An 18,907-nucleotide genomic window follows, 5' to 3' on the forward strand; every position below is an offset into this window, starting at 1 on the left:
GCGGCCCCGGCTACTTCGGTAACCGGGGCCGCGTTGGCGTTTGGCGGGTGCTGGTCGGCGCAAGCTTAGCGCACTACGCTCAGGCGCTGGCTGGCCACGCGCTGGCCCCGGCTGTCGTAGGCCACCACCTGGTAGAGGCCGGCCGCCAGGCCGCTCAGCACCAGCTCCCCGGCACTGATATCCTGCCGCCGTACCAGCTGGCCGCGGTCGGTGAACACGCGCACGGTGACGGCCTCAGCCCCACCGGTCAGGTACACGGTGGTGGCGTCGGTGGCGGGGTTGGGGTACAGGGCCAGCTGCGCGGTGGCTTTGGGCTGCCAGCGCACGGCCTGCACGGCCGAGAAAGTGGTGGTGCCGTCCAGGTCTACCTGGCGCAGGCGGTAGTACCACGTGCCGGCCGGCTGACGCAGCAGTTCGGCGTCGTGGGCGGTGTAACGGCGGGTGTTGGTGCTGTTGCCGGCGGCTTGCACGCGGGCTACGGCTACGTACTGCGCATCAGCGGCCGGAGCCCGCTCCACCACAAAGTGGCTGCTGTTCTTTTCCTGCGCCGTTTCCCAGTTCAGCTCCGCCCCGCTGGCGGTAGCCTTGGCCGTGAACACGCGCAGCTCCACGGGCAGCGGCGTCGGGGCTACGATGTTGGTCGGGAAGCTCTGCACCGGGTCGTCGGCGAAGGCGTAGTAAATCTGGGCGTCGCTGAACAGGCCGAGGGTGTTGTTGACTTCTACCTCCACCCACTCAAAGTCCTGCGTGGTCATGAAGCCGATTTCCTGGCGCCCGCCGCCCAGCAGTCCGGTGCTCAGCAGGCTGCTGCCGCTGGCGCTTTCGAGCACGGTGGTGCCATCGGCGCCGTAAGTGCGGATGGTCACGTTGGAGAGCAGGCTCAGGTCGAGCAGGCCGTTGTTGATGCTCATGGCCACCCCGGCGCGGTTGCCGGCGTTGGCGTCGCCGTTCAGGCGCATCCGCAGGCGGCGCGTTCCGCCTATCAGCGGGAAGTTCATCTGCGCGTAATCCGTCGAGTTTAGGTTGTTGTCGGCGGCTCGGCTGGGGTTGCTCACGCAGGCGGAGGTGGTGCACGTGCCGGTTACCACGTAGTTGCCGCTGGTCTGGTTGCTGCCAAAGTTGGAGAGTACCGGCGTCTGGTCGCGGAAAGCGCGCGGCTCGATGCCGAAGCCGTAGTACACGTTCAAATCGTCGAGCAGGCCCAGCACGCCGGTGCGCTCCAGCTCCACGTGGTCGAAGGGCATGGAGGTGGCGAAGCTCACCTGGTAGCGGCCGTCAGCGAGCAGGTTCAGCTGCAGCAGGTTGCCGGCCGCGCCCACTTCCTGCAGCACGCCGTCTTTGTAGGTCTTGATTTTGAGGGTATTGAGCACGCTGGCATCGAGCACCGAGCCGCTGCCGATGACGAAGCCGGCCTGGTAGCCCGCCGGCGCCGCGTTTTCCAGCCGCACCTCCAGGTTGGTGGTGCAGCCCACGCCCGTCACGTGCGAAGTAGCGTAGTCCGTCAGGTCAGACGTCACGGCGTTCAGCGGATTGGCCACGCCCGAGTTCAGGCACAGCAGGCCGCCGCTGGCCGTGGCGGTGTAGTCGCTGGCCGTGGCCGTGCCTAGCCGCGAGAGGTAGCCCGTGGCGGTAGTTACCACGTTGGCCGGCACGGCGTAGGCGTAGTACACGTCGAGCGTGTTGAGCAGGTTGGCCACGTTCGTCATTTCCACCTCCACCTGATCCAGGCCGCGGGTAGCAATAAAATCAATGCGCGTGCGGCCATCTATGGCCGTGGCCGTAACGCCGGCGGCGTTGCCCAGCTTGGTTTCCTGCAGCACGCCGCCCGCGTAGGTGCGCAGCACAATGGCCCCGAGGGCGGCGGCGTTCAGGGTACTGCCGCTGCCCACCACCACACCTACCCGGTAGGTGGCCGGGGCGGTGCCCGTCAGGGTCAGGCGCAGCGCGGCCCGGTTGCCGACGCCCAGCGTGTTTTGCACCGTCGCATAGTTGGTGAGCACGTTGTCGGCGGCCCGCTCGGGGGTGGCCACCCCGCAGCCTACGCACAGCAGCCCGTTTACCTTTACGCTGTAGTGGTCAGGGTTCGACGGTGTCGCAAATTTGGAATAATAAGGCTCGGTGTAGGTCTGAGCCGCTACTGGCGCGCTTGCCGCCAGTAAGCCCAGCCAAACGCCCGCAAACGCGCTGCGGAGGCTGGTAGAAGACAGTGAGACAAGATGTTTCATAATTGCACAGGTGGTGAGTATCGGCCGTTGCTGACCGACGCGCTCTGTCGATGCAATTCTGTCGCCGACCGGCCGTGCCACGTATTTTAATTCTGTGCATCAATCACTTATAAATATTATTATCTGTTTATATTTTCTAGGCACAGGAAAACCCATCCCAATTTGGGAAAAGTTGTCTTGCCGGAGTTATTGCCCTATACTAGCAGCACGCGCCTTCTGTACCTATTGCATTGGTTGAAGACAAACTCACCTGGAATCCCTGATTCCTTGCCCGCGGCGTGGTTGTTGACCTGCGCTGTCGGTAGTTTTTTCCCGCCTCAATGCCACTGTTCCCATTTACCATTTTCATCGTCGAGGACAACGCCTGGTATAGTGAGTTACTGGCTCATAAACTCGCGCAGAACAGCGACTACGTCGTGCGGCAGTTTACTTCGGGCCGCGAGTGCCTAAAGCACTTGAGCGAGGAAACGCCTAACCTGATAACCCTCGACTACTCCCTGCCCGACGGCACGGGCGAGCAAGTGCTGGCCCAGCTGCGCGAGCGGCTGCCCGAAGTACCCATCATCGTCATATCAGCCCAGGAAAACGTGAGCACGGCCGTGTCCATGCTCAAGCAAGGGGCCTACGACTACTTTGTAAAAGACGAGGAAACTGCCGACCGCCTGTGGTTCAGCGCCCTGAAGGTGCGCGAGCAGCAGGAGCTGCGCCGCGAAAACGCCCGCCTGCGCCAGCAGGTTGGGCAGAAGTTTGACCCCGCCCAGGCCCTCATCGGCTCCAGCACCAAAATTCAGGAGCTGCTCACGCTCATCGACAAAGCCTCGCGCACCAACATCACCGTTTCGCTGAGTGGCGAGACGGGCACGGGCAAGGAGCTGGTGGCCAAGGCCATTCACTTCAAGTCGATGCGGCGCGACCAGCCGTTTGTGGCCCTGAACGTGGCCGCCATTCCGCGCGAGCTGCTCGAAAGCGAGCTGTTCGGGCACGAAAAGGGCGCCTTCTCGGGCGCGGTGAACCGCCGCGTGGGCCACTTCGAGCAAGCTAACGGCGGCACGCTATTTTTGGATGAAATTGCCGAGCTCGACCCCAACCTGCAAGCCAAGCTGCTGCGCGCCCTGCAGGAGCGGGAGCTGCTGCGGGTGGGCGGCAGCAAGCCTATTCCGTTCGACGCGCGCCTGATGGTGGCCACGCACCGCGACCTGAGCCTGGAAGTCAAGGAAGGCCGTTTCCGCCAAGACCTGTACTACCGCATGCTGGGCCTACCCATCGTGCTGCCGCCCCTGCGCGAACGGGGCCACGACGTGATGCTGCTCGCCGATGCGTTTCTGCGCGAATTCTGCGCGCAGAACACGCTGCCGCCCCTGCGCTTCTCCGAGCAGGCGCGGCACAAGCTGCTGCAGTACTCCTTCCCCGGCAACGTGCGCGAGCTAAAGGCCGTGGTGGAGCTGGCAGCCGTGCTGGCCGAGGGCGACGTCATTCAGCCCAAGGACCTGTCCTTGCGCAACGGCGTGGCCACGGAAAGCGAGCCGACCGGGCAGGAGTCGCTGCGCGAGCAGGTGTCGCGCATCGTGCAGCAGAGCCTCGACGCCAACAACGGAAATATTTTGCAGGTAGCACACCTTCTGAAAATCGGTAAGTCCACCATTTACCGTATGATTCAGAACAACGAGGTTCGGGTGCGCTAATGCGCATCGGCGGGCCTTGTGGCCAGGTGTACTATGAAGGTAGCTTTATCCCGACTCGACCGCGCCACCGGGGCCCGGCGGCAGCGCTGGGCGCGCAACCAGCAGGCGCTGCTGGACGTGCAGCAGCAATTGGCGCAGGCCCAGGCCGAGCTGCTCAGCTTGCAACAGCAGGCCGAGCAGCAGCGCCAGGCCAGTGCCACCCAGCTGCATCTGTTGCTGAACACGCTGCCCACGGGCGTGCTGGCCGAAACGCCCCAACGCCGCGTGGCGCTGGTCAATCAGCAGCTGTGCGAGCTGCTGGGCCTGCCCGACGCGGCTTCGCTGCCCGGCGCCCTTACGGCGGCGGTGCTGCAGCAGGCCGCCAACCCGCCGCTGGCCCCCGACGACTTCATCGACTGGATGGAACAGACGGTGGCCACCCACGGCCACGCCCCGGAGGCTACGTTTGAGCTGACGAACGGCCGCGTGGTGCAGCTGCATTACCTGCCCCTGCACCACGGCACGGTGGTGGCCTTGCACCTGTGGAACTACGAGGACGTGACGGCCCAGCACCGGGCCCAGCGCCGCATTCAGCAGCTGTCGGAGCTGGCCGAACACAGCCCCAACCCCGTGCTGACCGTGGACGCGCAGGGACAGATCCGCTACTGCAACACGGCGGCCGAGCCCGTCAGCGCGGCGCTGGGCACGGCTGAGGGCCGCGAGGCGGCCGGCTTTCTGCGCCGCACCGTGGCCGAGGCCCTGACTGCGCAGCGCGCCCGCACCGCCGAGCACCCACTGGGCGGCCATTTCTACATCTGGACGGTGGTGCCCCTGCCGCAGCGGCAGCAAACCAACGTGTACCTGACCGACATCAGCGTGCGCCGCCGCGCCGAGGCGGAGCTGCGCCGCAGCCAGCACCTGCTGGCCCGCATCAACGACACGCTGCCCACGCTGGTCTTCGTGTACGACATGGTGCAGCGCCGCCTGCTGTACGCCAACGACCAGGTCGAGCAGATGCTGGGCTACTCGGCGGCTCAGCTGCAGCACTCGCCGGAAGCCGGCCACATGCGCCACTTCTTCCACCCCGACGATGTGCCCGTGGTGCAGGAGCGCCTGAGCGCCTACGACACCCTGGCCGACGGGGGCCTGCTGGAAACGGAGGCGCGCTTTCGGCACCGCGACGGTAGCTGGCGCTGGCTGCAGCTGAAGGTCACCGTCTTCAATCGCGACGACAACGGCCGCGTGCGCCAGGTGGTGGGCTCGGCCGAGGACATAACCGAGCGCCGCCGCGCCATCGAGGCGCTGGACCACAGCCGCCGCTTCCTGGCCCAGGTGGCCAACACGGTGCCCGACGTCATCTACCTCTACGACCTACAGCGGGGCCGCAACCTCTACATCAACCAGCAAATCACGACGCTGCTAGGGTACCCTGAAGACGGCCTGCAAGCCATGGGGGACAGCATGTTTGAGCAGATTGTGTACCCCGACGACCAGCCCGTGCTCAACCAGCACCGCCTGCGCCTGCTGGCCGCGGCCGATGGCGAGCTGCTGCAAGTGGAGTACCGCATGCTGCACCACAACGGCTCGTTCCGGTGGCTACGCCTGCGCGAAAGCGTTTTTGCCCGCGACCAGACCGGTCGGCCGCGTGAAATCGTGGGCTCGGCCGAAGACGTGACCCAGGTCCGCCTCGACGAGGCCGAGCGGCAGCAGGCTCGTGCCCGTACCGCCGAACAAAGCCGCCTCGTGCGCCAGGTTATCGACTCGGTGCCGCACCTGGTGTACCTCAAAGACGCCGCCGGCCGCTACGTATTGGCTAACCAAGCCACGGCGGACCTGTTTGGCCGCAGCGTGGAGCAGGTACTAGGCCACACCATGGAGGAACTGCACACCGACCCGGCCAACCTGCCCCGCTACCGGCAGCAGGACCGCGAAATCATCCTGACGGGGGCCCAGTTGGAGGTAGAAGAAACCTTCCTGCGCCCCGATGGGCAAGTACTGTGTTTCCACAGCATCAAGCGCCCGTTCGTGCAGGACGACGGCTCGGTGCTCGTGCTCGGCGTCGACAGCAACATCACGGAGCTAAAGCGGGCCCAGCAGGCCCTGCGCGCCGCTAAAGATGCAGCGGAAGAAAATGCCCGCGTCAAGCAGGAATTCCTGGCCAACATGAGCCACGAGGTCCGCACACCGCTCAACGGCATCATCGGCATGGCCGGGCTGCTGGCCAAAAGCCCGCTCGACCATTCGCAGTCCCACTACCTGGCGCTGATGCGGCAATCGGCGGATCATTTGCTGGTCCTCATCAACGACATGCTCTCGGCGGCGCAGTTGGCCTCGGGCAAGCTGCGCCTGGAGTACATTCCCTTCGACCTGCACGCGCTGCTGCGCGATACGCTGGAAAGCCAGCAACTGCGCGCCGCCGAAAAAGGCATCGAGCTGCGGCTGGAGCTGCCCGAGGCGGCGGACCGGCCCGTGCTCGGCGACCCGCACCGCCTGCGCCAGATCGTGCTGAACCTGCTCGGCAACGCGCTTAAGTTCACCTCCCAGGGCCAAGTGACGCTGCGCGGCGAGTGGGTGCAAGCGGGGCGCGCCAACGTCACGTTTCACCTGGCAGTGCAGGACACGGGCATCGGCATCGAGTCGCGGCAGCTGGCCGCCATCTTCGAGCCGTTTACGCAGGCCTCGGCCAGCACCGCGCGCGAGTTCGGCGGCTCGGGCCTCGGCCTGAGCATCAGCCGCGGGCTGGTGGAGCTATTGGGCGGGCACATCTGGGCCGAAAGTGCGCCCGGCCAGGGCAGTACCTTTCACGTGGAGCTGCCGCTGCCGCCCGCGCAGGGACACCTCACGACAGGGCCCGACAAACCCGGCCCAGAGCCGGCCCTGCCGCCCTGCCGCGTGCTGCTGGCCGAAGACAACGCCGTGAACCAACTGCTGGCCGCCACGCTGCTGCGCAGCTGGGGCGCGCAGGTCGATACCGCTCTCAACGGCCTGGAAGCCCTGGAACGCTTTGACGAGCGGCGCTACGACGTGGTGCTGATGGATATTCAGATGCCGGGGATGGACGGCATGACCGCCGCCGGGCGCATGCGCCAGCACCCCGACCCCACCCGCGCCCGCACGCCCATCGTGGCCCTTACGGCCCACGCCCTGCCCGGCGAGGCCGCCCGCTGCCGGCAGGCTGGGTTTGCCGGGTACGTGTCGAAGCCCTTCCGCGAAGACGACCTGCTGGCGGCGCTGCAGCAGAGCCTGGGCGCCACCGCTTCCGCCGCGGCACCGCCTGCCGAGCCCCCCGCCCCGGCGCCCTTCGACCTGAGCCCGCTGCGTCACCTGGCAGCCGGCGACGCGGGCTTTTTGCGCCGCCTCGCCGACCTGTTCGTGCGCTCCACGCCGCCGGTGCTGGAGCAGATGCTGGCGCACCTGGAGCAGCAGGACTGGGACGGCCTGAGCGCCGACGCGCACTTCCTCAAAAGCTCAGTGGGCGGCGTGGGGCTGCAGTTTTTGCTCCCCAGCCTGCGCGAACTGGAGGCCTTGGGCAAGCCCGGCGCCGCCCCCGATGCTACGCAGGTGCAGCTGCTGGTGGAGCAGGTATACACCACGTTTGCCCGCGTCATCGAGCAGCTGCGCCGCGAATACCTGGGCGCCTAAACGCGGCACCGCAACCCCGACTGCTACCCAACCGCGGTTTTCGCGTATGCAGGCCAAACTCCTTTCTCTCGCCCCCACTATGTTTCCCCTCCGAACCTGGCTGCTGGCCCTGCTGCTGCTGGTGACGCTGGCCACCGGCTGCGCCCGCCGCCGGCGTGCCAAGGCCGAAACGGCCACCAGCGTACCCACCGAAACCCGTACCCCCGAAGACATCCGCCGCGAAAACGTGCGCGACCTGGCCTCTGTCATGGCCGATGAGCTGAAACTGCGCGACGAGCAGACGCTGCGCATCCGCCAGGTGCTGGCTGCCACCGTGGAGCAGGTCAATGCTGCGCAAACGAAGTTCGGCACCGACCGCGCGGGCCTGACCTCGGCCCTGCGCCGCATCAACAGCACGTCCGAAGGCCAGCTAAAGCAGATCATGACGCCGGCCCAGTACCAGCTCTACCAGCAACGCAAGCCGCAGATTCAGCAGAAGCTGCGCGAGCAACGAGCCGGCAACTAAGCCGCGCCCGCCAGGCAACCCTAGCCTGCCATTTGGCATCTGACGCCGTGGTACCGCCCTTGCAGGCGGTACCACGGCGTTTTTCTTTTCTCCTCACCCTCACTGCTACGGCCATGCCTAAGTTCCTCTTTCCGCTACTGACCTCGGGCCTGCTGCTCGCGGGTGCTGCCGCCCATGCCCAGGCCAGCGAAGTGCAAGCCCTCACCAAACGCCTCAACGAGCTGATGCGCGACGAACAAGAGCCCCGCACCGAAGCGGTGGTGTCGTTGGCGGGCTGCGGCGTGCGCGAAACCGTGCGCAAGTACCGCTCCGCCAATAACCCGACAAGCATGAACGTGTCGGTGAGCAAGAGTAAAGACGGCAGCAGCTGGGGCGTGCGCACCAACGACAAAGTGGAGTTTGAGCTGAGCCTGGGGCTGGACTGGAGCGAAATCGGGGCGGTGAGCTACCAGGCCCAGCAGCGCGAGAAAGACGGCCGCCGCTACTACGAGCTAAAGCTGCTGCGCCGCCCCGCCGCCGATGGCAAAACCGCCGGCCTCGACTCCATCGACCTGCCCCTGTACACCCAGAACGAGCAGGAAGTGGCCGCACTGGTGCGCCGCCTCGGGGCCCTGCGTCGGCAGTGCAGCGGGCAGCGCGGCTAGGGCCTGGAGCAGGCGCCACCAAACCCGGCAGCGGGCGCCGCCGTACCTTGCGGCCGCATTCTTCCTTTTGCCGCTTCCCTATGAACGCTGCCTCCCTGCCCCGCACGCCCGAGTCCCGGCACCGCATTTTCTTCCAGGACTGCGACCAGCTCGGCCACCTCAACAACGCCCGCTACCTCGACTACTTCCTCAACGCCCGCGAGGAGCACACCCTCCAGCACTACGCCCTGAACCTGGGCCAGCTGGCCCGCGAGCAGCGCGCCGCCTGGGTTATCACCAAGCACCACATCAGCTACCTGAAGCCCGCCAACCACGCCGAGCAGGTGCTCATCCGCACCCAGCTGATCCACTTCGACAACTCGCGCCTGGTGGTGGAGATGCAGATGCTCGACGACGCCGGCCTGCGCCTGAAGTCTCTGCTGTGGTCGGAAATGGCCTACGTGAGCCTGACCACCGGCAAGCGCACTGAGCACACCGACGCCGTGATGGACATGCTGGAGCAGCTGGACGTGGACGACATCAACTACGACCCCGACGGCTTCGACGAGCGGACCCACGAGCTGCGCCGCCACTTCAAGCAGCTGCGCAAGGCCGCCGGCCACGAGGGCGACGAATAACCCCGGCTTCCCGTTTGCCGTTAAGCCCAAACCGGAGCTGCCCCACGCGGGGCGGCTCCGGTTTGCTTTTTTCTACCACACCAAACACCTGACTGACATGAGCATTTTTGGCACCGACCCGCTCAAGGGCAAGCGCGTCGCCTTCCTGGCCACCGACGGTTTTGAACAATCCGAACTGGAAAAACCCCTGAAAGCCCTCAAGGACGCCGGCGCCGACGTTGAGGTAGTGTCGCTGAAGAGCGGCTCCATCAAGGGCTGGGACGAGAAAGACTGGGGCGACAAGGTGAAAGTCGACAAAACCCTGGACGAGGTAAAGCCCGCCGACTACGACGCGCTGGTGCTGCCCGGCGGGCAGATGAACCCCGACGTGCTGCGCACCGAGCCCAAAGCCGTGGCGTTTGCGGCCGATTTCGTGCGCGCCGGCAAAGTGGTGGGCGCCATCTGCCACGGCCCCTGGACGCTGGTGGAAGCCGACGTGGTGCGCGGCAAGAAGCTCACCAGCTGGCCGAGCCTGAAGACCGATATCCGGAACGCCGGCGGCCAGTGGGAAGACGCCACCGTGGTGGTCGACGGCAACCTGATTACCAGCCGCAACCCCGACGATATTCCCGCGTTTAACGAAAAACTAATCGAGAAGATCGGGGCCCGCTAACGGCCCCCAACGCCTCACTCTGTACCCAGCCGCCCGGCCGCCTTCCCGCAGCCGGGCGGTTGTGTTTCGGGCGCCCACGGGCTACGGCACCAGCGCCAGCAGCTGGTCCGCGAAGCGGTGATACAGGCCGTAGAGGCCCGCATCGAAGAGCAGCAGGAACGCGCCCTGTACCGCCACCGACTGCCCAAAGCCCAGCAGCCGCTGCGGGCGCTCATCGGCCTCGGTAGCGGCGGCGCGGGCTCGCAGCCACGCGCCCACTACCAGGTAGGCCACGTCGAGCCCTACGTTGACCAGCAGCAGCTTCTCAAAATTGTACTGAGCCCGCAGGCTTTCGGCCAGCGTGAAGCCCGTGGCGTGCAGGGGCTGCGCCTGAATGATGCCCCAGGTAGCCAGGCACGCGTTGATGGCGCCCCAGCCGATGTTCATCTGGTGGAAATAATGCCGCGCCAGCTGGGGCGAAGTGCTTTTGACCAGCCAGCCGCTCAGCAGCAGGTTCAGCAGCGCCCACGTGCCGAGCACGCCCATGCCCTGCTGGGCCAGCAGTTCGCGGTGGTGGTTGATGGCATCGAGCGTGGTGGTAGCGGCAGAGTCGAGCATGGCGAAAGGTAATGGCCGGGACCAAAAAAGAAGCCGGCCCTTTGGGGTCGGCTTCCTGCGGAGCATGAAGGAGTAGTAGCGGCTATTGCGAGAAGCCGAAGCCTACGTACACCTGAATCAGGCTGTTCTTGATGTTGTTCAGGTGGCCATCCGGCGTGGCCATGCCGTTTTCCATCTTCGGGTCGTTGTAGATGTTGGCCAGGCTCAGCACGTAGCGGCCGCCCACGCGGGCCGGCCCTACGCGGGCCTCAATGCCGCCCACCGCACCGTAATCCAGCGAGTTGTAGTTGCGGTCTGAGACGTTTACCTGCTGGCCGTTTTCCTTGGCGTTGACCAGCAGCGACACCTGCGGGCCCACGTGCACGCTCACGTTATCCACGAAGTTGTATACGAACATCACCGGCACCTGAATGTAGTCGAGGTGCGTGGTGTAGGAGCCGGTGTTGGGGCGGTAAGCCGAGGCCGCCTTGAAGCCCTGACGGCTGTAAAGTGCCTCTACCTGAATGGAGGTTTGGGGCGAGAAGCCGAACTGCGCGTAGGCCCCGGCGTGGAATGCCTGGCGGTTGGCGTCGTCGGTGTAGTTTTTTTTGTCGTCTCCGCGGAAGTCCGAGGAGTTCCAGCCGCCCTTGATGCCGAAGCCGTTGTTGCGCGAGTCCGGTGTGGTTTGGTAGTCCGACGATTTGCGGATGCCTTCGACGCCGCGCTGGGCCAAGGCGCTGCCGCCGCACAGGGCGCACAGCGAAAGAATGAGTGCAATTTTTTTCATGGTGAAAGAGTCAGTAGGGAGTTTGGCGGACCGCATTAATTACAGCGGCATTAGCAGGGTTCTATACTTGGCAGGCCGTAAGCGGGTTACAGCCAAGCCCGGCAGTTTTAAAAATTTTCTTGCCGAGCCTCTTGCTACGCATTATATTGCTGGGTTATGTTTGCAGCTTCGAACAACACCCCGTTCGGAGCGTTAGCTCAGTTGGTTTAGAGCACCACCTTGACACGGTGGAGGTCACTGGTTCGAGTCCAGTACGCTTCACGAAAAAGCCCCCTCGGTTGCCGAGGGGGCTTTTTTATTGGAATGGGCTTAATCAAACAGCTTCGGTATCAGCCCATTACCACCAGCAATTCCACCCTTACAAATCTGTTATTGAGCAACTTATAGTTTTTAAAAACTAACCCACATGCGGAAGGCTAAAACGGTAAAAGGGGGTCGGTTATCGAACGGCTGGCTGTCACCCTTCTCCTGAATAACGTGGTAATGGTTGCCAGCTGTAGAAGTTGTTTTGGTTACCGTGGTGTCAAGCGTACGTCTTCTATTACCACCTGCGTCGGTTTCATTTTCTTCCGCGCCGAATCGGTCGGTATAAGTGTGAGTATGAGCACCGGCACTGTCCATTAGGTGGGTGTGCTTGGGCATTTGCTCTTCAGTCAGGGTGACTTCTCTGGCTCCGCCTGTCTTACGGGTGGCGTTGTAGTCGCTCCCGAGCGCACCGCCCGTGCCAAAGCCCACCGGAAATTGTCCCGCCATGTTAGGCGTGTTGTTGTTGCCGTTACAGAGTGCCCAACCATAAGCCGGGGTTCCGTACCTGCCCTTACCGGTGCTGTCGTAGTACGGGCCAAAATCAGCCATCAGGCCGATTTCGGCTACTTCGCGCCATTGCCGTTCGCGGGCTTTGTTTACGCGCAGTGCTCCATCAGCAGTGACTAGCACTTTTTCCCCGGGGGTGGCCGCGTCGTAGGCGCGGGCTAGCACCACGGCTTCGCCCATCGTGGCTTTACTGCCGCCCGTTTGGTAGGGACGTTGCTCGGTGGTTTGGTAAGCATCAGCGTATAATTCCTGCGGCAACGTCACGTTGCTTGCCCCGCTGAAGCGCTTGATTTCACCGTCAATGTAGACAAGCCCAGGGTTGATGTCGTACTGATTATTACCCCGCACACTCACTTCGCAGCCAGCCACCACGCACGCTAGCAAGCCTGTCAGCTGACCATTGACAGCGTCGTAGATTTCGTCCTGCAGGACGACCAAATCATCACTATTGAGAGGACGTCCACCGTCCAAAAATTCAAGCTGTTTCATTTTAAACGTACTGAATGCGGTATTTGACAAGAGCCAGTTTCAGTTGATCAATCCGGGCCTTCAAGGCCGGTTCTTGACCACTGAGAGTAGCAGGACAGCGCACCACAAAGCCAATCAGGCTGGCCTCTTCCGCTACCGAGTTAAGCACCAGATGCGGCCCGGCTTCGCGGGCTGATTTGATGTTCTTTGGGGACTCGGGCTCCCGAACGAAATTGATGTAGACAGGCACCGAAACCGCGTCAGAATTAATGATTCGGATACGGGCTAGTACTGGATCAAACCGGTCGTTCAAGGCACGCTGAAAGGCCAGCGTTTGGCCGTTGTAGCTCAGTTCGCGCCGGACTGTAGCTTGAAATTCGATGAAGACCTGGTACAGACTGGCTAGTGGTGCCAACAAGCTGTTTAGGTAGGCTAGCATCCGGGGCTTCCGCAGTGTGCGAGGCAGCAACCCAGCCACGAGCGTTGGCAGCGCAAAGCGGTAGCGCACGGGTACCTTTACCAGCAGCGAGACCAAGTGAGGTGGTATTACAACGGGCCTAGCCATAAGGGACGAATGAAATGGTGTCGACAAAAAGAGCCAAGGGGTCTTCCACGATGTAGCCTGCCTCGGTTTCGTAGACGCGCCGAATGTCAGTCAGAGCAGTCGAGCCATGAGCCCGTGCTTGCACGCTGGTTATCAGCAAATCTTTCACACCGGGCACACGCTGAATGGCGTCTTCTATTCTGGCTTTGAAAACCTGCCCATCAAATTCAAGAGCCAGGAGGTAGTCTTGAACGGCGGCCCTCACGCGCGTCTTAAGTGTGTTCAAATCCTGAAGCGGGTCGTAATACACTTCCCCTATTACTCTCAAGTAGTCTGGATTTAGTGTAACCACTTCAATCCGAGTTCCAGGATAGCGAATGGCATTTACGTAGCCGATGACCTGATTTTTCTCCGCAACGGTGAGCGGCTTTAAGCCACCAACCGACAAGGTATCCGCGGTGGCGACCTTGATGTAAAGCTTGCCCGTGCTGACGTTTTCCTTTGCCGTGGCCTGGCTGACGATTTTGTCCCCGGTAGAGCCGGCCGGGTAGTGGATACCGTCATCATCGACCAGCAGTGTATCACCAGCCTGAAATTTCTTCACCTGGTCAGCGTACCACTTGGCGGTACCGGGTTGTGCCCGGGCCAAGGCGGTTTCGACGTCGGCCCGATGCCGGTCGAAGATGGTTTCGTGTACCCATAAGGCCGCAGCCACCGCGGAAGCAAGCAGCTTGTAGATGGCCACTGCGGAAGGGCTGTTAAGCAGTACAAGCTCGGGCTTGGCCGCAATGGAATCCAGAATGGATTGGTAGATGGTTGGAATGGTGCGAGCCATTAGGAGAACATATTGAATTGGTCACGGATGAACAGGTCCACATCGTAGGCCACCGACACCGATTCGCCACCGAGAATCAGCAGAGTGGACAAGTAGGCTTCAGACGCGGGAATGATGGAACCGTAAGCGTAGCCGCCCAAATAGAGTGGGCCGGAAGAAGCCGGAAACGCGCCTTTGATGTAGTTCGCGTTTACAATGCACGGGAAGCCGTTGCCCAGCACAATGCATTCCGGGTCGCGGTTGGCCCGAAAGCGGGCAGCGCACCGGATTTCTTGCCCGACGTAGTTCGGTGTAGCACCTTCGCCACCGTAGGGCAAAATGGATTCGTGGCCTGAATAGTAGTTCGTATGCTGAAAACGCGGTGCGCCGTATTGCGATGCTACGGCCACATAAGAGGCACTAGGGCCACCGGGCGAGTAGCCCCACCAACACTGGTCAGCCGGAGTGCTGCGGCCCAGGCTGAAGGCCATATAGGTGGAGCCGACCGGAATATCCGGCACGTAGATTGGCGAAAGCAGAAACTTCAGTTCAGGATGGTTGGCGTAGCCTAGTTGCAGGATCGGACCGGGGTACCCATCAAGGCTCACCGCGTCACGCTGCACTGGGTCAATGGAAAACAACTGACTAACCCGGCTACTGTGATTCAGCTTGAAGCCGAAACGAGGGTCAAGCCATACCGCGCAATCCTGAAGAACGCCCCGCGTCTTCAGCAGCTTGTAACAGGCATCGACATAGCGCAAATCCAGCCCGATACCCCCAGCCGCCTGGACACGGGCCTGGTGGGTTATACTTTCCGGCTCCGGTGAGAAAACGGTGCTGGTGCGGTAGCCGGTAAGCTTCGGCAACGCGCCGCCGTTTTGGCCCTTCAAAGGGGTTTTAAAGATGCTTTGTGCAAGGTAGGACATGGCCACTTTTCACTACATATTGTGGGTACACTTCATTCTAACCACCTTGTTTCCAGGCAGGAACTTGATCCAGTAGCCGGGTTGCTGCGGGTCATCAAACGTGGGAAGAATGAAGTACTCTTTCAGGTCGAGGCCGTTGGGAATAGCCGGGCCGTTCCAGCGGTTTGATGCAGTCCAGTTATTGGGGTTAGCCACGTCGGATTTTGTCTGGGCTGGTATATCCTGCAGGTAAGTTTCCAGCCCAATGCTCCCGTCGTTTAGGGCTTTTGGCGTGATGTACCTACCATCTTCTACCCCGGCCTGCACTTCGATACCCGTAGCTTTGGCTATCTTATCAAGCTTTAGATTCAGCGCATCAGCGGTAGCCTTCACGCTCGGTGCGTTAGACGTGCTGTTGGAGGTGAAGTCCTGCTCCACGTTCACAGCCGCCCCGGTGCTGGCGCTAGTGGGCGGCGTTCGGTAGGTACCATCGTTGGACAGAAACTTGGTGCCATCCCCGAAACTGGTGAGCGTCACCCCGTTCAAGCTGCCCGACCCGCTAGAGCTACCACCATCCGGCGAGGTAAAGCGCAGACGCCAGTTCGTTTGAACGGTGGATAAGTTGCCTTCAGAGATAGGCATGGCGAAAATGGCCGGGCCAAGGCATTCGTAAATGGCTACTTTACTGGCGCTGATGGCGTGGAACCAGACATCACCCACCGTGCCATTTTCGGTAGTAGGCGCGTAGGATTCGTAACGGTTTTTGTTACCGATAACGCCGTTTGCGCCGTCGGCCCCTTTCAGGCTGGCCAGGAATTGCGCAGCAGAGCCGGTGTTGCCTTGATCAAGCCATATTTGGTAAGCGGATCTTCCGTCCGCTCCATTAGTCACGGTGTAATCGACGCCCAAAACCGGCGTTTTTCCATCCCGACCGTTTCGACCATCCTTGCCGTTTTGCCCACGCAGCACCACCCGTAGCCCCCAATCATCGGCTTGCTTTAGGTAAAAGTCGCCATTGGTCAGGTTTAGGTAGGCGTCCCCATTCAGCCCGTCAGCCGGGTTGGGCTCAGCATCTCCGTGCAGGATGCGCGCGCCCCGTTGAAGTCCCTCCAGGAACGCTACAGCGTCGGCAATACCCCCATAGATGATTCGCAGGTTGGCAGCCGTGTTTTTGCGGCCGCTGATCAGGTTTATCCCGACCAGATCCAAAATCTTATTAGACCAGTATCCCATTAGTGAAAGTCTGTTTCTAGGAAATCGTTTGGGCTGAAGTCATTCAGCTCATCTTCCTCCGGTGCGGGCGCCAGGAGGTAGTTATCGGTGTTGATCCGCACATTTCTGCTCTTCAGCAGCTTTACCAGTTCCACATCCGCCGTGTCACTGGCGGGCACCATGAGGAGTTGCCCCGGCACCAGGTCATCGGTAATAGTCAAGCCATTGGTGGCAGCTAGTTCAAATAGGCCATCCACGCAGCCCATTTCTTGTATCACTATATCGAGCAACGATTGCCCAGCTGACGCTTGAATCATTTCCGTTCGACGTTAAAAGAGGCCTGAGTAAGGTCATGCACATCCATCGCCAGGATTTGGTATCCGTCGCGTTCAAGTTGGATCGTCGCCTCGCGGCTCAGCTCCGAAGCCTGGGCCGGCCCGTACGGAGCCATCAGGTAGCGGGCAATGCCGATGCCGGCGAGTGGGTCGGCGCGCCAGTCGCCCGGGCGGGTACGCAGCAGCAGGTCCACGTGCTGTGCGTCGGCGGCGTCGATGACAAAGTCGTTCCGCTCTACGAGCAGGTCGTCGTCGGCATCGAGCAAAAGGTCGAAGGCTTTCATTGAATGGTTCCGGTTTGGGCAGTGGCGCTGCCGGTGGTCATGACTTGGCCGGTGCGCACGTAGGTATCGATGGCCGTGGCCAGCTGGCGGGCCGCATCGGCGCGGGCCTGCTCGGGATTGGTGGTGCGGGCAGCCAGATCGGTGAAAATGCCGAGGATGGCCGCCTCCAGGCCGGGTTTGTTCAGGGGCATGGCTTAGGCGCGTAACAGGTTATCGAGGCGGTTTTTCAGGACCGTGAGCGGGGCCGCGTTCAGCGGCGGTCCGCTTGGGCCCAGGGGCGTGCTCACCGTCAGGCGCAGCAGCTCGTCGAGAAAGTCCCGTGTCCAGGTCAGGAGGTTTTCCCGTTCGGTGGCCACGCGTAGGTGCGTCACGCGCTCGGCCGAGAGCAGAAAGGCGTCGGTGCGGCGGTTCTCAATCAGGCCCACCAAAACCGGGGAGCCCACGGCTGGGTACACCCCGCTCAGCAGGGCCACGTCCAGCAGTTCGGCATCGTCGTTGTCGGGCTGCACGTCGCACTCCCGGTCGGCGGGGCGCACGGCCGTTACGGTGCCGGCCAGCACGGCTACGGGCAGCATATTGCCCGTTAGTTGTTCGAGGGCTTCTTTGATGCTGCTCATGGCGTGGCTTTGTCGTTGGTGTCGATTTGCTCCTTGGGCCCGAGGGTGATGACGCGCCGGCTGCCGCTCACGCCGAAGGACTTGACCACCTTGTTCACGGAGTAATACCCGTCCCGGTCCGTGTAGTCCGGGTCCTGCACTTGCACCACGTGCCCGTGCTCCACCAGCGGCTCGCCGAATGTGGTGATGGTGCCGCGGTAGCCCGTGAAACGCAGGTGCGCTAGCTCAGCCTTGCCGCGCTTGATCAGCTCGTCGGCCGGCACGTCGGCGAAGTTGAAGGTGCGCAGCTCCCCGTCCTGGTCGCCGAACTCCTTCACGATGCGCTGGCGCCCTTTGCCCCGGCTGGCCAGGTGGCTGATGCAGCGCACTTTCAGCCGGATGTTTTCGGCGGCGGTGTACTGCAGGTCGTTGCTGATGACGTTGCGCCGAAACGCCAGTGTGTGCCTGGGCGCCGTTTTCAGGGCCTGGTACGGGTCGCCGGCCACCAGCACGCCGGCCCGGAAAAAGCAGAACAAGCCGAAGTCCTTGCGCAGGCGGTCCAGTAGCTGCGCGCCGGTTTCCTGATTGGCCGCGAACCGCCCCAGGTTGGTACTGCCCAGCGTCTGGATGGCGAAGTGCTGGCCGCTTTGGCTGCGCACGTACTCCAGCAGCTGCTGCAGCGTCACCTGCCGCCAGCTTTTGGTCAGGGGCTTGCGCTTGAGCAGCCACATGTCGTCCTCGCACTGGATTTCGCAGGGCGGCCCTTCCTTCACGCCCACCACGTAACCCGTGAATTCGGGGCGTACCGCGCCGTAGCCGTATTCCACCCGTACCCGTGCGCCTACTTTGATGGCGCCGGGCAGTTGTCCCTGGCGGTTGAGGTTGTGCACGTTGCGCGGCAGCTTGATGGTGCACGTATCGGTCAGCGTCTGCCAGCTGCTTTCGATGTCGATGGCGTGCACAAAGTCGACCGTCAACTTCTCGTCGAAGGTGATTTTGCAATCCAGGTGTAGCATATCAGAATTGCAGTTCGGGGGCTTCGTCGGAAAGGCAGGTCAGCTCGTAGGCTTGCAGGTTGGTGAAGCCCGGCAGCGTGGGCCAGTTCACGGCCTTGATGACCACGTTGTGAATGCCGAAGAGGGCAAACAGGCGGCCGGTGATGGGCAAGGCCGCGGGCGCGTCGCAAATGCGCTTCAGGGCTTTCACCTCGTCCTCGGGGTAGCGCCGGGCGTAGCGTCCGTTTTTGGGGTCGGAAGCCAGCACGCCCTTGATGGATATCTGGAAGTCGCCCTGGCTGATGTATTCTTTCACGGTGCCGTCGCGCCCCTGGATTTCCGTCGTCACGATGATCTTGTCGCGGTTAATTTCCACGATGGGCTCGTCCAGAATCAGCTGCTGGCCCTGGGGCCCGAGCTGCACCCGCTGAAACACGGGCAGCCCCAACAGCCCGGTGCCCTCCTGATCGGGCGGCAGCGGCAAGCCGTACAGGTCCTCCCGGCCGCGTTCTTGCAGGTAGCGGGTTTCGGTCTGCCCCAGGTTGTTGTGCGGCGGTGGGGCGTAGCGCAGCAGCGCGCTGTAGCCGAAAGCCTCGGCCGCCAGGGCGCGTAGATTGACGTTAAACTGCATG

Annotated in this window: 20 protein-coding genes and 1 tRNA gene; 7 read left to right on the top strand and 14 right to left on the bottom strand. The window is 62.6% G+C overall.

What is annotated here, in order from left to right; all coding sequences use genetic code 11:
• Nucleotides 1-65: 65 nt before the first annotated feature.
• Nucleotides 66-2,225: a T9SS type A sorting domain-containing protein gene (locus B0919_RS16470; RefSeq protein ID WP_078013372.1), complete on the bottom strand. Its 2,160-nt coding sequence runs from the start codon at nt 2,223-2,225 to the stop codon at nt 66-68.
• Nucleotides 2,226-2,545: 320 nt separating this feature from the next.
• Between B0919_RS16470 and B0919_RS16475 the strand changes: the two genes are divergently transcribed.
• From B0919_RS16475 to B0919_RS16500, 6 genes are all read left to right on the top strand, one after another.
• Nucleotides 2,546-3,907, top strand: coding sequence for a sigma-54-dependent transcriptional regulator (locus B0919_RS16475; protein ID WP_078013373.1), 1,362 nt, complete (start codon nt 2,546-2,548; stop codon nt 3,905-3,907).
• 33 nt (nt 3,908-3,940) lie between these two features.
• Nucleotides 3,941-7,528, top strand: a complete 3,588-nt coding sequence (locus B0919_RS16480; protein ID WP_078013374.1) for a PAS domain S-box protein — start codon at nt 3,941-3,943, stop codon at nt 7,526-7,528.
• A gap of 79 nt (nt 7,529-7,607) precedes the next feature.
• Nucleotides 7,608-8,033 (top strand): hypothetical protein, encoded by a 426-nt coding sequence (locus tag B0919_RS16485; RefSeq protein ID WP_078013375.1) that lies wholly within the window; start codon nt 7,608-7,610, stop codon nt 8,031-8,033.
• 113 nt (nt 8,034-8,146) lie between these two features.
• The gene (locus B0919_RS16490; RefSeq protein ID WP_078013376.1) at nt 8,147-8,677 is read left to right on the top strand and encodes a hypothetical protein; all 531 of its coding nucleotides are present in this window, start codon (nt 8,147-8,149) and stop codon (nt 8,675-8,677) included.
• Nucleotides 8,678-8,757: 80 nt separating this feature from the next.
• Nucleotides 8,758-9,294, top strand: coding sequence for an acyl-CoA thioesterase (locus B0919_RS16495; RefSeq protein WP_078013377.1), 537 nt, complete (start codon nt 8,758-8,760; stop codon nt 9,292-9,294).
• 97 nt (nt 9,295-9,391) lie between these two features.
• Nucleotides 9,392-9,946, top strand: coding sequence for a type 1 glutamine amidotransferase domain-containing protein (locus B0919_RS16500; protein ID WP_078013378.1), 555 nt, complete (start codon nt 9,392-9,394; stop codon nt 9,944-9,946).
• A gap of 81 nt (nt 9,947-10,027) precedes the next feature.
• Here the strand turns inward: B0919_RS16500 and B0919_RS16505 are convergent, their stop codons facing one another.
• A complete protein-coding gene (locus B0919_RS16505; protein ID WP_078013379.1) occupies nt 10,028-10,543 on the bottom strand; it encodes a DUF6992 family protein in 516 nt (171 codons plus the stop codon).
• A gap of 82 nt (nt 10,544-10,625) precedes the next feature.
• Nucleotides 10,626-11,309 carry a porin family protein gene (locus tag B0919_RS16510; RefSeq protein WP_176133088.1) on the bottom strand — a complete coding sequence of 228 codons (684 nt, stop codon included), beginning with the start codon at nt 11,307-11,309 and terminating at the stop codon, nt 10,626-10,628.
• Nucleotides 11,310-11,495: 186 nt separating this feature from the next.
• On the opposite strand from B0919_RS16510, the gene B0919_RS16515 reads away from it, so the two are divergent.
• Nucleotides 11,496-11,570: transfer RNA gene (locus tag B0919_RS16515), tRNA-Val, on the top strand.
• A gap of 129 nt (nt 11,571-11,699) precedes the next feature.
• Here the strand turns inward: B0919_RS16515 and B0919_RS16520 are convergent.
• The 11 genes from B0919_RS16520 to B0919_RS16570 are packed head-to-tail and all read right to left on the bottom strand — an operon-like array spanning nt 11,700 to nt 18,906.
• Complete coding sequence (locus B0919_RS16520; RefSeq protein ID WP_078013381.1) at nt 11,700-12,611, bottom strand: hypothetical protein; 912 nt, start codon at nt 12,609-12,611, stop codon at nt 11,700-11,702.
• A 1-nt stretch (nt 12,612) separates the two neighbouring features.
• Entirely contained in the window at nt 12,613-13,125 is a 513-nt protein-coding gene (locus tag B0919_RS16525; RefSeq protein WP_139362187.1) for a hypothetical protein, read from the bottom strand.
• Between the two features lie 22 nt (nt 13,126-13,147).
• Entirely contained in the window at nt 13,148-13,969 is an 822-nt protein-coding gene (locus B0919_RS16530) for a hypothetical protein (protein WP_078013383.1), read from the bottom strand.
• Nucleotides 13,969-14,874: a hypothetical protein gene (locus B0919_RS16535; RefSeq protein ID WP_139362188.1), complete on the bottom strand. Its 906-nt coding sequence runs from the start codon at nt 14,872-14,874 to the stop codon at nt 13,969-13,971. The genes B0919_RS16530 and B0919_RS16535 overlap by 1 nt, the downstream gene beginning before the upstream one ends.
• Before the next feature lie 12 nt (nt 14,875-14,886).
• Nucleotides 14,887-16,086, bottom strand: a complete 1,200-nt coding sequence (locus B0919_RS25345) for a hypothetical protein (RefSeq protein ID WP_078013385.1) — start codon at nt 16,084-16,086, stop codon at nt 14,887-14,889.
• Entirely contained in the window at nt 16,086-16,382 is a 297-nt protein-coding gene (locus tag B0919_RS16545; RefSeq protein WP_078013386.1) for a hypothetical protein, read from the bottom strand. The genes B0919_RS25345 and B0919_RS16545 overlap by 1 nt, the downstream gene beginning before the upstream one ends.
• Entirely contained in the window at nt 16,379-16,684 is a 306-nt protein-coding gene (locus B0919_RS16550) for a hypothetical protein (RefSeq protein ID WP_078013387.1), read from the bottom strand. The genes B0919_RS16545 and B0919_RS16550 overlap by 4 nt, the downstream gene beginning before the upstream one ends.
• Nucleotides 16,681-16,875: a hypothetical protein gene (locus B0919_RS16555; RefSeq protein ID WP_078013388.1), complete on the bottom strand. Its 195-nt coding sequence runs from the start codon at nt 16,873-16,875 to the stop codon at nt 16,681-16,683. Before B0919_RS16555 ends, B0919_RS16550 begins: the two co-directional genes overlap by 4 nt.
• Nucleotides 16,876-16,878: 3 nt before the next feature.
• A complete protein-coding gene (locus B0919_RS16560; protein WP_078013389.1) occupies nt 16,879-17,301 on the bottom strand; it encodes a hypothetical protein in 423 nt (140 codons plus the stop codon).
• Nucleotides 17,298-18,296 (bottom strand): hypothetical protein, encoded by a 999-nt coding sequence (locus tag B0919_RS16565; protein WP_078013390.1) that lies wholly within the window; start codon nt 18,294-18,296, stop codon nt 17,298-17,300. The genes B0919_RS16560 and B0919_RS16565 overlap by 4 nt, the downstream gene beginning before the upstream one ends.
• 1 nt (nt 18,297) lies before the next feature.
• Nucleotides 18,298-18,906: a DUF6046 domain-containing protein gene (locus B0919_RS16570; RefSeq protein ID WP_078013391.1), complete on the bottom strand. Its 609-nt coding sequence runs from the start codon at nt 18,904-18,906 to the stop codon at nt 18,298-18,300.
• Between the last annotated feature and the right edge of the window lies 1 nt (nt 18,907).

Source organism: Hymenobacter sp. CRA2, from assembly GCF_002007105.1.
GTDB lineage: Bacteria > Bacteroidota > Bacteroidia > Cytophagales > Hymenobacteraceae > Solirubrum.